General features: G+C 69.0%; 14 protein-coding genes. 5 read left to right on the top strand and 9 right to left on the bottom strand.

The genetic code is table 11. From position 1 onward, the window contains the following. Positions 1-11 precede the first annotated feature (11 nt). Positions 12-434, top strand: coding sequence for a PPOX class F420-dependent oxidoreductase (locus H7J86_RS18360; RefSeq protein ID WP_267292501.1), 423 nt, complete (start codon positions 12-14; stop codon positions 432-434). Here H7J86_RS18360 and H7J86_RS18355 read toward each other — a convergent pair. Genes H7J86_RS18355 through H7J86_RS18330 form a run of 6 tightly spaced genes read right to left on the bottom strand, consistent with a single transcriptional unit; the run spans position 431 to position 7,979 of the window. Then, a complete protein-coding gene (locus H7J86_RS18355; protein WP_267292499.1) occupies positions 431-1,021 on the bottom strand; it encodes an Rv0804 family intramembrane glutamic endopeptidase in 591 nt (196 codons plus the stop codon). The genes H7J86_RS18360 and H7J86_RS18355 overlap by 4 nt on opposite strands. A gap of 26 nt (positions 1,022-1,047) precedes the next feature. Further along, positions 1,048-2,766 carry an alpha/beta hydrolase gene (locus H7J86_RS18350; RefSeq protein WP_187097026.1) on the bottom strand — a complete coding sequence of 573 codons (1,719 nt, stop codon included), beginning with the start codon at positions 2,764-2,766 and terminating at the stop codon, positions 1,048-1,050. After that, positions 2,763-5,078: a phosphoribosylformylglycinamidine synthase subunit PurL gene (gene purL, locus H7J86_RS18345; RefSeq protein ID WP_267292497.1), complete on the bottom strand. Its 2,316-nt coding sequence runs from the start codon at positions 5,076-5,078 to the stop codon at positions 2,763-2,765. Before purL ends, H7J86_RS18350 begins: the two co-directional genes overlap by 4 nt. A 3-nt stretch (positions 5,079-5,081) precedes the next feature. Further along, positions 5,082-6,278 carry a cation:proton antiporter domain-containing protein gene (locus tag H7J86_RS18340; RefSeq protein WP_267292495.1) on the bottom strand — a complete coding sequence of 399 codons (1,197 nt, stop codon included), beginning with the start codon at positions 6,276-6,278 and terminating at the stop codon, positions 5,082-5,084. A 15-nt stretch (positions 6,279-6,293) separates the two neighbouring features. After that, on the bottom strand, positions 6,294-6,644 hold the full coding sequence (locus H7J86_RS18335; protein WP_090354441.1) for a VOC family protein: 351 nt from the start codon (positions 6,642-6,644) through the stop codon (positions 6,294-6,296). Positions 6,645-6,680: 36 nt separating this feature from the next. Continuing rightward, a complete protein-coding gene (locus H7J86_RS18330; RefSeq protein ID WP_267292493.1) occupies positions 6,681-7,979 on the bottom strand; it encodes a M18 family aminopeptidase in 1,299 nt (432 codons plus the stop codon). A gap of 51 nt (positions 7,980-8,030) precedes the next feature. On the opposite strand from H7J86_RS18330, the gene H7J86_RS18325 reads away from it, so the two are divergent. Both H7J86_RS18325 and H7J86_RS18320 read left to right on the top strand, forming a co-directional pair. After that, complete coding sequence (locus H7J86_RS18325) at positions 8,031-9,065, top strand: Dyp-type peroxidase (RefSeq protein WP_187097031.1); 1,035 nt, start codon at positions 8,031-8,033, stop codon at positions 9,063-9,065. Further along, complete coding sequence (locus tag H7J86_RS18320; protein ID WP_090354436.1) at positions 9,062-9,859, top strand: family 1 encapsulin nanocompartment shell protein; 798 nt, start codon at positions 9,062-9,064, stop codon at positions 9,857-9,859. Before H7J86_RS18325 ends, H7J86_RS18320 begins: the two co-directional genes overlap by 4 nt. A gap of 1 nt (position 9,860) precedes the next feature. On the opposite strand, the gene purQ is transcribed toward H7J86_RS18320, so the two are convergent. Both purQ and purS read right to left on the bottom strand, forming a co-directional pair. Further along, positions 9,861-10,589 (bottom strand): phosphoribosylformylglycinamidine synthase subunit PurQ, encoded by a 729-nt coding sequence (gene purQ / locus H7J86_RS18315; RefSeq protein ID WP_267292491.1) that lies wholly within the window; start codon positions 10,587-10,589, stop codon positions 9,861-9,863. Then, on the bottom strand, positions 10,586-10,825 hold the full coding sequence (gene purS, locus H7J86_RS18310; RefSeq protein ID WP_170847117.1) for a phosphoribosylformylglycinamidine synthase subunit PurS: 240 nt from the start codon (positions 10,823-10,825) through the stop codon (positions 10,586-10,588). Before purS ends, purQ begins: the two co-directional genes overlap by 4 nt. A gap of 81 nt (positions 10,826-10,906) precedes the next feature. Here purS and H7J86_RS18305 point away from each other — a divergent pair, with 81 nt between their 5' ends. After that, positions 10,907-11,560 (top strand): MBL fold metallo-hydrolase, encoded by a 654-nt coding sequence (locus tag H7J86_RS18305; protein ID WP_090354431.1) that lies wholly within the window; start codon positions 10,907-10,909, stop codon positions 11,558-11,560. Between the two features lie 47 nt (positions 11,561-11,607). Beyond that, the gene (locus H7J86_RS18300) at positions 11,608-12,201 is read left to right on the top strand and encodes a phosphatase PAP2 family protein (protein WP_139169845.1); all 594 of its coding nucleotides are present in this window, start codon (positions 11,608-11,610) and stop codon (positions 12,199-12,201) included. Here the strand turns inward: H7J86_RS18300 and H7J86_RS18295 are convergent. Beyond that, positions 12,114-13,754 (bottom strand): FAD-binding dehydrogenase, encoded by a 1,641-nt coding sequence (locus tag H7J86_RS18295; protein ID WP_267292489.1) that lies wholly within the window; start codon positions 13,752-13,754, stop codon positions 12,114-12,116. The two genes, H7J86_RS18300 and H7J86_RS18295, sit on opposite strands and share 88 nt — an antisense overlap. Between the last annotated feature and the right edge of the window lie 93 nt (positions 13,755-13,847).

Below are 13,847 nucleotides of genomic sequence, written 5' to 3'. Positions count from 1 at the left end.
AGCGTGGGTTCATGACATTCACACCGTACGAAATCGCGTTCCTCGACAACGCGGAACTGGGTCGCCTGGCGACCATCGGGCCGGATGGAACACCGCAGAACAGCCCGGTCGGCTTCACCTACAACGCGGAGCTGGGCACCATCGACATCGCCGGCTACCGGATGTCGTCCAGCCGCAAGTTCCGCAACCTCGCCCGCAACGACAAGGTCGCCTTCGTCGTCGATGACATCACCTCACGCGAACCGTGGCGGGTGCGCTGCCTGGAGATCCGGGGCACCGCGGAACAGGCGACGGTCCCCGTCCGCACCGGGCCGGCCGGCGACCCGTTGGATTCCGCCATCATCAGGGTGACGCCACGGCGGATCATCAGTTTCGGCATCGACGATCAAGACACCGAACCACACGACCTGGTGCCCGATATCCGCGACGCCTAGCGATGACGCCGCTGGACCACCAGCGCCGCCACCGCGCCGGCCTCATTGATGGCCAGGTGCGCCAGCATCGGTGCCAGCAAGCTGCCCGAGCGGCGATACAGCCAGTCGAAGGCCCATCCAGCGGCAGCCGTGGCCACGACGGTGGCCCACACGAGCCCATCCCCCGAGTCGCTGCGCTCCTGCCGGGCGTCGCCGATATGGCTGAGGCCGAACGCGATCGCCTGCACCAGCCGGCCGGCCCGGGGGCCGAAAGCCGCCGCGGTGACGGTACCGAGCCCGCCCCGAAACGCCGCCTCCTCGGCCCAGACGGTGGCCACCGGGATACGCACCAACAGCCAGCGCGCCGGATCGGCGGGCAGTTTCCGCGCCGCCATTCCGGCCCGCACCGGTGGCAGCGCCGCCGCGACCGCGGTACCCACCGCGATCGGGGCGGCCACGACCAGGCCCAGGCGTATACCGGAGCGCACCGCCGGGCCACGCAGCCCGACCCGGGCCCCGCTCCAGGTCACCAGGGCGGTACCCGCCGCGACGCGCACGGGCGCGCGGGTCAGCGCCGATTTGCCCGCCGCCACGGTGGCCGCCAGCACAATAGCCCCAATAACTTTGTGGGACATCAGTATTGGTCGGATGCGTCGTCGTGGTGCAAGGCACCGCGGATCCGTGCGGTGTCCGCCGGAGTCCAGCCCGGCGGTGCGGCGACGGCCACCCAGCCGTCCAACACCGAGTCGCCGTAGTTGTGCCCATGACCGCCGGGCACCCCGGACGCGTTGGTCATATCGGCACCCACCTGCCAGAACGTCACGATCGGATACCAGCGCATGGACGCCGTGCGATCCGCACCGGGCGGCTCGGTCAGCCAATCCGGCCGGGAGAACAGGAGTTTCGGCGACCACCAGACGATCGGGTCGGACGCGTGCTGCAGGAACAACACCCGGGTGCCGTCCCACGGTGCCGCAGCCACCCGCGCGATCTCGTCCGCATTCTGAGCCTGCGAGAACCGCACCGTGCGGCCGTTGTCGTAGCGCGGTTCGACCTCGCGGGTGCCCGGGTCGCGCCGCTGCACCAGACCGCTCCACAGCGCGCTCTCGTTCGGGGGCCCTACCCACAACACCGAGGAGAAGTCCATCGCGGCGACATCGGGCAACCAACCGAAGGCGCCCTGCCCGGCCAGCGACCCCAGGCTCTCGCCGTACAACGCCAGCCTGGGCCGGTGCTCCGGCGGCAGTTTCGACCAGCGGTCGTGGATCGCGTCGATCATCATCCGGCCGGTCTGCACCGACTTCTGCCGGTCACCGAGAAACGAAATCCAGCTCGGCAGATACGAATACTGCATACCGACCAGGGCGGTGTCGCCGTTGTACATCAGCTCGATGGCGCGCGCCGCAATCGGATTGATCCATCCGGTGCCCGTGGTCGGGATGATCACCAGCACCTTACGGTCGAAGGCATCCGTGCGCTCAAGCTCGCTGAGCAGCACCGCCAGCCGGCCTTCGTCGGTGTCGGCGGTCTCCAGACCGGCGTACACCCGGATGGGTTCTTGAGCCGGGGTGCCGTTGATCCGGGTGAGTTCGCCGGCATCGGGGCCGCCGGCGACGAAGTTGCGCCCCTGGTAACCGAGGCCGTCCCAGGACGCGAAAGAGGTGGGGCTGCCCGACCTCTCCGGCTCCAGCGGTTGGCTGACCCCGGCCCGTGTCGTCGAGTTCTGCGGCTGGAAGACGCTGCTCGCACCGATCAGGAAGCCGCGGTACAGCACACCGTTGACGAGGGTGATGATGAGCACCACGACGATGGCGGTACCGATGAAGAACGCCACCTCATGGTGCAGGTGCCAGCGCCGGATCAGCAGCCGGGCCAGCAGTTTGACCGCATCGATGAGCACTCGCCAGGTCCCCACACAGGCCGCGCCGACCAGCAGCGCGATGATCAGCGTGCGCAGGTAACTGGCCGTGCCCGGGCCCGCGATGCCCATCGCCGCCGACACCTGCCGCTGCCACGCCGCGGCCGGGATGAGCACCAGCAACGCGGACCCGACGGACGCGGTGACGATCACGGCCTTGAGCACCCGGGTCACCCGCGGAGGCGGTGGCCACCAGGATCGGTACCGAAGCACGAAGCGGTACAACAGCTTTCCGACGCCGACACCGATGCCGTAACCGATCGCCGAGTTGATGCCACCGATCAGGCCGGCGAACAGCCAGTCCCGCGGCAACAGTGACGGGGTCAGCGACAGACAGAAGAACAGTGCGCCGAACGCGACGCCGACGAAATCGAGGCGGACCAGGCTCCAGGCCCACACCAGAAGGGGGTGGTGGTAACCGGTCCGCTCGATCACCCGAACAACCCGGGCAGCACGCCCTCGGACGTCCTGCGCAGTTCGTCGAGCGTCACGGTGAACTGACCCTGCACCTCCACCGAGTCGCTGCCTTCGTCGGCCACCCCGATGCGCTGCACCGGCAGGCCACGCGCCTCGCACATCGACCGGAATCGGCTCTCCTCGGTGCGCGGCACCGCGACCAGCACCCGGCCCGACGACTCGGAGAACAGGAACGTGAACGGACCCGTGCCCTCCAGGAATTCGTCGGGAATGATGATCCGGCAACCGGTTTCGCCGGCCAGCGACGCCTCCACGACAGCCTGGATCAGACCGCCCTCACTGAGGTCGTGCGCGGCCGAGATCAGTCCGTCGCGCGAGGCGGAGGTCAACACCTCCGACAGCAGTTTCTCGCGGCCCAGATCAACCTTGGGGGGCACGCCGCCGAGGTGGTCGGCGGTGACCTGCGCCCAGATCGAGCCGTCGAACTCGTCATGGGTGTCGCCCAGCAGCAGCAGGGTTTCACCGGGCTCGGCTCCCAGACCGGTGGGGATCCGGCGGGTCACGTCATCGATGACACCGAGCACCCCGACCACCGGGGTGGGCAGGATCGCGGTGCTGCCGGTCTGGTTGTAGAAGCTGACGTTGCCACCGGTCACCGGAATGCCAAGGGCGGCACAACCATCGGCGAGTCCCCGCACCGCCTGCGAGAACTGCCACATGACACCCGGGTCCTCCGGCGAGCCGAAGTTCAGGCAGTTCGTCACGGCCACCGGGGTGGCGCCGGTGACGGCGACGTTGCGGTAGGCCTCCGCCAGCGCGAGTTGCGCTCCGGTGTACGGGTCCAGCTGGGTGTAACGCCCGGAGGCGTCGGTGGAGACCGCGACACCACGGCCGGTGGCCTCGTCGATGCGCAGCACACCACCGTCGGCGTGTTCGGCGAGCACGGTGTTACCCCGCACGTAGCGGTCGTACTGCTCGGTGATGAACGCGCGGCTGCACAGATGCGGACTGCCCACCATCGCAAGCAACGTGGCGCGCAGCTCATCGCCGGTCACCGGGCGAGGCAGCGCGGCGGTGGTGTCGGCGATCAGCGCGTCCTGGGTGTCGGGGCGCGCGACGGGCCGCTGGTACACCGGGCCTTCGTGGGCGACGGTGCGTGGCGGCACGTCGACGACGGTCTCACCGTGCCAGGTGATCTCGAGGCGGTCGCCGTCGGTGACCTCCCCGATGACGGTGGCCAGCACCTCCCACTTGCGGCAGACGGCCAGGAACGCCTCGACGTTCTCCGGTGTGACGACCGCGCACATGCGTTCCTGGGATTCGCTCGACAGGATCTCGGCCGGGGTCATGTTCGCGGCGCGCTGGGGCACCGTCTCCAGCTCCACCCGCATACCCCCGTCGCCGGCCGATGCGAGTTCGGATGTGGCGCAGGACAATCCGGCACCACCGAGGTCCTGGATACCGACCACCAGGTCGGCCGCGTAGAGCTCCAGGCAGCACTCGATGAGCACCTTCTCCATGAATGGGTCACCGACCTGCACGGCGGGCAGTTTCTTGCGGCCCGGACCGGATCCCTCGTCGCCGCCGAAGGTCTCCGATGCCAGCACCGACACACCGCCGATACCGTCCAGACCGGTGCGGGCGCCGAACAGGATGATCTTGTTACCGGTGCCCGAGGCGAACGCCAGGTGCAGGTCCTCCTTGCGGAGCACGCCCACGCACAGCGCGTTCACCAACGGGTTGCCGGCGTACGACGCGTCGAACACCGTTTCGCCGCCGATGTTGGGCAGGCCGAGTGAGTTCCCGTAACCGCCGACACCGCGGACCACCCCGTCGAGCACGCGCCGGGTGTCGGGGGCGTCGGCCGCCCCGAACCGCAGCTGATCCATCACGGCCACCGGGCGGGCGCCCATCGCCATGATGTCGCGGACGATCCCGCCGACGCCGGTGGCCGCACCCTGATAGGGCTCCACGTACGACGGGTGGTTGTGCGATTCGACCTTGAAGGTGACGGCCCAGCCGTCGCCGATGTCGACGACGCCGGCGTTCTCGCCGATGCCGGCCAGCATCCCGGCCCGCATCTCGTCGGTGGTGGTCTCCCCGAAGTAGCGCAGGTGCACCTTGGAGGACTTGTAGGAGCAGTGCTCGCTCCACATCACCGAGTACATGGCCAGTTCGGCATCGGTGGGTCGGCGGCCCAGGATCTCGCGGATGCGCTGGTACTCGTCATCCTTGAGACCGAGCTCACGGTAGGGCTGCGGATGTTCGGGGGTGGTGGCTGCCCGCTCGACGGTGTCTACTTCGGGACTGTTACCAGAGGTCACCGGCATAGTTTATTCGTTCTTCGCGTAGCGGCCGACCAGCACCGGCCCGAGCACTCCCCAGAGCAGCACGCTGCCGAGCACCACCAGGATGGTGGACAGCAGCACGGCGCGTTCGGCGGCGTCCTCCAGCACGTTGAACGCCAGCAGGCCCAGCACGATGGTCGCTGCTCCGCGCGGCGCGAGCACGGCCACCAGCCGCCGTTCCGACCGGCTCAAACCCGACCCGGTCAGCGACAGCACCACCGGGACGAACCGGACCACGGTGACCACCAGCACACAGAACACCACCAGCCCGATCGACACACCCTCTTCGAGGACGTACCAGGCCACCGCGCCGAAGACGAACCACAGCACGGCCGACAGCAGGAACGCCACGTCGTCGAGCAGTTCCAGTTCCCGCCGCTCATCGGAGTAGCGCCGCAACCCGTTGAACGCGATACCGCAGACGAAGGCCGCCACGAACCCGTTCCCGTGCGAGGCCACGTTGAGGGTGTAGGCCAGCACCGGTGTGCACAGCAGGATCAGCCGTCGGGCCCGGTCGGTCATGAACCCGCGGCGGTCCACGGCGTTCGCGGCGACGGCGGCCACCGCACCGATGGCCAGTCCCAGCACGACGGCGCTCAACAGATGCGGGACGGCGTCGCGCACGGCGTGCATCAGACTCTCGGCGCCGGCTTGTTGGCCCCCGGTGATCGCCAGCGCGAAGACCAGGATCGGCGCGACCACACCGTCGCTGTAGCCCTCCTCGACGTTGAGCAGATTGCGGACCCGCGCCGGGATGCGGTCGTCGTGCAGGAAGGACGCCACCGGCGCGAAATCGATGGGTACCACCACGCAGGCGACCGCAAGCAGTGCGGCCCACGACAGCCCGGGCAGCAGCCAACTGCCCAGCAGCACCGACAGGCCCATGCTCATCGGCAGCGCGATCACGATGAGCCGGAACGCGGGCCCGAACATGCCGCCGAAGAAACCGCCGCGCACATGGGTGGCGTGACCGAACAACAGGATGGCCAGGATCACCTCGATGATCGGCAGGATCACATCGGTGTCGAGGCTCGCCGCCAGCGCGTGATGGGTACTGACACCCACCCCCGCACCCACCACGACGAGCACCATGGCGGGCGTGATGCGCCAGCGCTCCAACTGCCGCGCGAACAACGCCCACACCGCCAGCGCCGCGCCGATACCGACGACCGACCACACCATGCCCGCGGACACGCGTCAGGAAGCGGCAGTCAAGCAGAAGGCGTTTCCGTCCGGGTCCGCGAGCACCACCCAGCGGAACTCCGCGCCGAATTCGTGCCGGCCGGTCTCACGAGCGCCCAGCGAGACCAGGCGAGCCACCTCCGCCTCCATATCGGCGGCGCTGAAATCGACGTGCACCCGGTTCTTGCCGGGCGTGGGATCCTCGACCCGCTGGAACCCCAGCCGCAACCCGCTCGGCAAGGCGACGAACACGAATTCCCCTGGCATCACCGGGGTCAACTCACCGCCGGTGGCGGTGGCCCACCACGCCGCGAGGCGATCGGGGTCGAGTGAGTCGACGGTGATCATCTCCACGCCAAGGCCCATACCGGGAGCCTAGCGACTACCCCCGACGTCTACGACTCAGGACGAACCGGCGGGCGCCAGGAACGCCTGAAGCGCCGCCGAATACGCCGCGACGTCGAGGGCGCCCATCATCTCGCGGGCCGAATGCATGGCCAGCTGAGCCGCGCCCACGTCGACCGTCGGGATACCGGTGCGCGCGGACGTCATCGGCCCGATGGTCGACCCGCACGGCAGGTCGGCTCGGTGCTCGTAGCGTTGCAGCGGCACCCCGGCCTGCCGGCACGCGAGCGCGAACGCCGCCGCGGTCCGGCCGTCGGTGGCGTACCGCAGGTTGGGCTGCACCTTGAGCACCGGGCCGGCGTTGACGGCGATGAGGTGACCGGGTTCGTGCCGGTCCGGGTAGTTCGGATGGGTGGCGTGGGCCATGTCCCCGGAGGCCACCATCGACTCGGCGCAGCGGCGCAGGAAATGCTCCCGGCCGTGACCCGCCGCCAGCACGATGCGCTCCAGCACGGTCGGCAACAGCTCGGACTGGGCGCCGTGATCGGACTGCGAGCCCACCTCCTCGTGGTCGAACAGGGCGAGCACCGGGATGTGGCCGGTGGGCTGCACCGCGAGCAGCGCCTCGACCCCGGCGTAGCAGGTGACCTGGTTGTCCAGCCGCGGGGCGCTGACGAATTCGCCACCGGCGCCGGTGACCGCCGACGCCGCCAGGTCGTGGGTCATCAGGTCGAAGCCCAGGACCTCAGAGGAGCGCACCCCGGCGCGTTCGGCGACGAACTCGAGGAACGAGCGCTGCTCCCCCAGACCCCAGATCGCGTTGACGTGGCGCTGCGGGTCGGGGCTGACACCCTTGCGGTCATCGGACAGGTGGATGGCCAGCTGCGGCACCCGCAGGATCGGGTCGTCGATGCGGACCAGCCGGTGCTCCACCCCGGCGACACCGCCGGACCCACTGCCCGCGTCGCTGCGCTCCCCCGCGCCGACGATCGACAGCCGGCCGCTGATCCCGAGATCGCGGTCCAGCCAGGAGTTCAGCCACGCACCGCCGTAGGGCGCCAACGCCACCACCTGCCAGCCCGCGACCGCCCGGTCCGGGTGCTGCTTGACGCGCAGGTTGGGGCTGTCGGTGTGGCCGCCGACGATCCGGAACGGCACATCGCCGGGCGTCGAATCCCAGGCGACCAACGAACCCGCCCGCACCGTGAAGTAGCGGCCGGAGGCGGGCCAGGCGTCCGCCTCGGACAGTTCGGTGTATCCGGCGGCCTCCAACAGGCGCGCGGCGGTCGCGCACACATGGAACGGCGACGGTGAGGCGTCGATGAACGCACACAGGCTCTGGGGGCTAGCTGGCATCTTTTCATCTTGACCGGTGTGCCGAGCGTCGGCCGCGCTAGGGTCTGCGATGTGCCCGATCTTGTTCCGCAGGCGGTGCTTGCGCCTCTGACGCCGGCCGCCATCTTCTTGGTCGCCACCATCGACGACGGTGGTGAGCAGACAGTGCACGATGCCCTCGGCGATATCTCGGGGCTGGTTCGCGCCATAGGTTTTCGCGATCCGGCCAAGCATCTGTCCGTCATCACGTCGATCGGCTCGGACGCCTGGGACCGGTTGTTCAGCGGACCGCGGCCGGCCGAACTACACCCGTTCATCGCGTTGGAGGGCCCGCGGCACAGCGCCCCGTCCACCCCCGGGGATCTGTTGTTCCACGTCCGCGCCGAGTCGCTGGACGTGTGTTTCGAGCTGGCCGGCAAGATCGCCCAGGCGATGGACGGCGCCATCACCATCGTCGACGAGGTGCACGGGTTCAAGTTCTTCGACAACCGCGACCTGCTGGGCTTCGTGGACGGCACCGAGAACCCTGGTGGCCAAGTGGCACTGCACGCCAGTCAGATCGGCGACGAGGATCCCGACTTCGCCGGCGGCTGCTACGTGCACGTGCAGCGCTACCTGCACGATATGTCGGCCTGGAACGCGCTGTCGGTCGAGGAGCAGGAGCGCGCGATCGGCCGCACCAAACTCGACGACATCGAACTCGACGACGCCGTGAAACCCGCGAATTCGCATGTGGCCCTCAATGTGATCGAGGATGACGAGGGCAACGAACTGAAGATCCTGCGCCACAACATGCCGTTCGGTGAGATCGGCAAGGGTGAGTTCGGGACCTACTACATCGGGTACTCGCGCAGCGCCGCGGTCACCGAGCGCATGCTGCGCAACATGTTCATCGGGGATCCGCCCGGCAACACCGACCGGATTCTGGATTTCTCCACCGCGGTCACCGGGTGTCTGTTCTTCACGCCGACCGCCGATTTCCTCGACGACCCACCCCCGTTACCCGGTGACGAGAACGCCGCACCCACCGTGGTCGTCGTCACGCCCCCCGCCCCCGCATACTCCGGTTCACTGTCGATCGGCAGCTTGAAAGGACAACCCCAATGAACAACCTGTACCGCGAACTGGCGCCGGTCACCGACGAGGCGTGGGCCGAGATCGAGCAGGAGGCCACCCGGACCTTCAAGCGCCACATCGCCGGACGCCGCGTCGTGGACTGCAGCGGGCCCAGCGGCGCCACCACCGCCGCGGTGTCAACCGGACATCTGCTCAACGTGGCCTCGCCGGGCGACGGTGTGCTCGCCCACCTGCGGGACAGCCGGCCGCTGGTGCGGCTGCGGGTGCCGTTCACGATCACCCGCGAGGCGATCGACGACGTGGAGCGCGGCTCGCAGGACTCGGACTGGGATCCGGTCAAGGACGCGGCCAAGAAGCTGGCCTTCGCCGAGGATCGGGCGATCTTCGAGGGCTACGCGGCCGCCAACATCCAGGGCATCCGGGCGTCCAGCTCCAACCCCGGCCTGGCCCTGCCCGAGGATCCCCGCGACTACCCCGATGTGATCGCCCAGGCGCTCTCGGAGCTGCGGCTGGCCGGTGTCGACGGGCCGTACTCGGTGCTGCTGTCGGCCGACGCGTACACCAAGGTCAGCGAGACCACCGAACACGGCTACCCGCTGCGCGAGCACCTCAACCGGGTGGTCGACGGAGACATCATCTGGGCCCCCGCCATCGACGGCGCGTTCGTGTTATCCACGCGCGGAGGCGATTTCGATCTGCAGCTGGGCACCGATGTGTCGATCGGCTACCTGAGCCACGACGCCGAGACCGTGCAGCTGTACCTGCAGGAGACGTTCACGTTCCTGAACTACACGGCCGAGGCGTCGGTCGCACTGTCCGCCTGAGTCAGGCGGTGAGGACCGCGTCCAACGCGGAGTAGAACAAGCCGAGCCCGTCATCGGACGGGCCGGTGAGCGGTTCGGTGGCGTGCTCGGGGTGCGGCATCAGCCCGACCACGCGGCCGTCGGCCGAGCTGACCCCGGCGATGCCGCGCATCGACCCGTTGAGGTTGTCGCGGTAGCGGAACACCACGCGACCCTCACCCTCGAGTTCGTCGAGCACCGCCTCGGAGGCGACATACCGGCCCTCGCCGGATTTCAGCGGCACCAGCAGATCGGCGTCCTGCTCGTAGCGGGTGGTCCACGCCGTCGAGTTGGACGCCACCTGCAGCCACACGTCGCGGCAGATGAAGTGCAGTCCGGCGTTGCGGGTCAGCGCACCCGGCAGCAGTCCGGCTTCACACAGCACCTGGAAGCCGTTGCAGATGCCGAGCACCGGCAGCCCGCCCCGGGCAGCGTCGACCACCGAGCGCATCACCGGCGCGAAGCTGGCGATGGCTCCGGCGCGCAGGTAGTCCCCGTAGGAGAACCCGCCCGGCACCACCACGGCGTCCACACCCTTGAGGTCGGCGTCGGCATGCCACAGGGCGACGGCCTCGCCGCCGGCCAACCGCACCGCCCGGGCCGCGTCGACGTCATCCAGCGTGCCGGGGAAGGTGATCACGCCCACCTTGGCTGCACTGCTCCCCGCCTCGGCCTCATTCCCCGTCGCTACGCTCGCCTTGGGGCCGGTCACGACTGTTCCCGGCTCACGACGAAGTCCTCGATGACCGTGTTGGCCAACAGCGATTCGGCGATTTCGGACAGCGCCGCGTCGGATACCGAATCGTCCACCTCGAGCTCGAAACGCTTGCCCTGGCGGACGTCCGAGATACCTGAGTGGCCGAGACGGCCCAGCGCGCCGACGATCGCCTGCCCCTGCGGGTCGAGGATCTCGGCCTTGGGCATCACGTGCACTACGACGCGGGCCACGGGTACTCCTTCGAAAGTTTGCACAAATCGGTCCTGATCGGCTGTAACTCTACCGACGTAGATACAAGCCACAATGGAGCCATGCAACTCGTGCATTTCGGCCACTCCTGCCTATTGGCAGACTTCCCGAACGCCGACGGCGGCAGCACCAGGGTGCTGTTCGATCCCGGCAACTTCTCCCACGGCTTCGAGGGCATCACGGGTCTGGACGCGATCCTGATCACCCATCAGCATCCCGATCACGCCGACACCGCCCGGCTGCCCGCCCTGCTGGACGCGAACCCGCAGGCCAAGCTGTACGCGGATCCCCAGACGGCGGCGCAGCTGGGAGCAGCGTGGACGGCGGTACACGCCGGCGACGCCTTCACGGTCGGGCATCTGTCGGTGCGTGGCGTGGGCGGCACGCACGCCACGATCCACCCGGAGATCCCGGTGATCGACAACACGTCGTACCTGATCGGCGACGGCGACCACCCGGCCCGGCTGATGCATCCGGGCGACGCCCTGTTCGTCCCCGGTGAGCCGGTCGATGTGTTGGCCACCCCGGCTGCGGCGCCGTGGATGAAGATCTCCGAGGCCGTCGACTATCTGCGCGCCGTCGCTCCGGCCCGGGCCGTGCCCATCCACCAGGGCATCATCGAGCCGGCAGCGCGCGGTATCTACTACGGCCGGTTGTCGGAGATGACGGACACCGATTTCCAGGTGCTCGCCCCGGAGAACGGAACGACATTCTGAACGCGCGAACCCTGCTGCTCTGGTGGCCGCCCGTCGGCATCACCGCCATGGTGGTGCTGGGCCTGCTGGTCGGTCCGAACAACACCCCCTTCGACACCGCCGCGCTGAACGCGATGAACCGGGTCCTCGGCCCGGATCCCCGCTGGATGCTCTGGTTCACCTGGGGTATCGCGATGGTCGCCCTGCTGTTCTGCGCGGTGGTGGTGGCACTGTGGCAGCGGCGCTGGCGGGTGGCGGTGGCCGCGGCCTTGTGTCCGGTCCTCGCGCTGCTCGGATCGCGGGCGCTCAAGAAGCTGTTCGGTCGTTCCAAAGGGGACGGCGACTACTGGGCCCACGCCTACCCCAGCGGACACACCACGGTGGTCACCACCGTGACGGCGATGTTCGTGCTGGCCATCGGCTACACGGCGTGGCGAGCCGCGCTTGCCGCGGTGATCAGCGTGATCGGTGGCATCGGGATGGCCGCGACCGACTACCACTATCTGACCGATATCTTCGGCGGCTGGCTGTGGGCCACCGCACTGGTGTGCCTGGCGGTCCTGGCGGCCGGGCCTCAGGCGGTGTCGCGGGCTGCCGCCCTGCCCGCGGCCCGGCCGGAGAACACGCAGCCACCCAAGAAAGTGCCTTCCAGCGAGCGGTAGCCGTGCACGCCGCCCCCGCCGAAGCCGGCGGCCTCACCCGCGGCGTACAGGCCGCTCAAGGCGCTGCCGTCGGCGGTGAGAACCCGCGATTCCAGGTCGGTGTGCAGTCCACCCAGCGATTTGCGGGTCAGGATGTGCAGTTTGACGGCGATCAGCGGGCCGGCCTTGGGATCGGTCAACCGGTGCGGGGCCACGACGCGAGCGACCCGGTCCGGCAGATAGTCACGGGCACCCCGGATCGCGGTGATCTGCCCGTCCTTGCTGAAGCGGTTGACCACCTCGCGGTCGCGTGCGGTCACTTCGGCCTCGACAGTCGCGTAGTCCAGGGACGCCACCCCGTCGACGCCGTTCATCGCGGACACCAGGTCTCGGAGTGAGTTCGCGGTGACGAAATCGACGCCCTTGTCCACGAATGCGCGGACCGGGGCGGGGCCGCCGTCCCGGCCGCGGGACAGCACGGCGCGGACGCTGCGCCCGGTCAGGTCCGGGTTCTGCTCCTGCCCGGACAGGCCGAACTCCTTGGCGATGATGCGGGCGTTGAGCACAAACCAGGTGTAGTCGTAGCCGGTGGCGGCGATGTACTCCAGCGTGCCGAGCGTGTCGAATCCCGGGTACAACGGCACCGGCAGGCGTTTCCCGGTGGCGTCCAGCCACAACGAGGAGGGCCCGGGCAGGATTCGGATGCCGTGGTTGGGCCACACCGGGTCGTAGTTGGTGATGCCTTCGGTGTAATGCCACATCCGGTCGGCGTTGATCACCTGGGCGCCCGCGGATTCGGCGATCCCGATCATCCGCCCGTCGACGTGCTCGGGTACCCCCGAGAGCATCGTCGTGGGTGGTGTGCCCATCCGGGCCGGCCAGTTCTTGCGCACCAGATCATGGTTGCCGCCGATGCCGCCGCTGGCGACGATCACGGCCTGGGCCCGGAAATCGAATTCCCCCACGGTGTTACGCGAGGACGCAACACCACGTGCGGCGGCCGACGGTTCCAGCACCGCGCCGCGCACACCGACGACGGCGCCGTCGGTGACGATGAGCTCGTCGACCCGGTGCCGGTGCGCGAAGGTCACCTTCGGGTGGCCGAGCAGGCGGCGGGCGAAGATGTCGACCAGGGCCGGGCCGGTGCCCCAGGTGATGTGGAAGCGCGGGACCGAATTCCCGTGTCCGCGAGCGCCATAGCCGCCGCGCTCAGCCCAGCCGACCAGTGCGAAGGTCTGCAGCCCGCGCTCGCGCAGCCAGCGGCGCTTCTCCCCCGCGGCGAAGTCGACATAGGCGTGCGCCCACTGGCGGGGCCAGTGGTCCTCGGTGCGGTCGAAGCCGGCGGAGCCCAGCCAATCCTGTAACGCCAGCTCGTGGCTGTCGCGGATGCCGAGGCGGCGCTGCTCGGGGCTGTCGACGAAGAACAACCCGCCGAACGACCAGTAGGCCTGGCCGCCGATGTTGGCGGCGTTCTCCTGGTCGACGATCAGGACCGTCCGGCCCCGTTCGACCAGTTCGCATGCGGCGACCAGCCCGGCCAGCCCAGCACCCACCACGATGACATCGGCGTCCATGACGCCAAGGCTAGCCCCAGCCCGACGACGATCAAGCGGTGAGGAACGAGCCGCGTTGAGGAGTCGGGCAGTTCAGCGTCAGCCCGACGACGA

Source organism: Mycobacterium hackensackense (assembly GCF_025822555.1).
In the GTDB taxonomy this organism is placed as follows: domain Bacteria; phylum Actinomycetota; class Actinomycetes; order Mycobacteriales; family Mycobacteriaceae; genus Mycobacterium; species Mycobacterium fluoranthenivorans.
The sequence above is the reverse complement of the archived record's forward strand: the minus strand, read 5'-3'. Positions and strand labels throughout refer to the sequence as shown.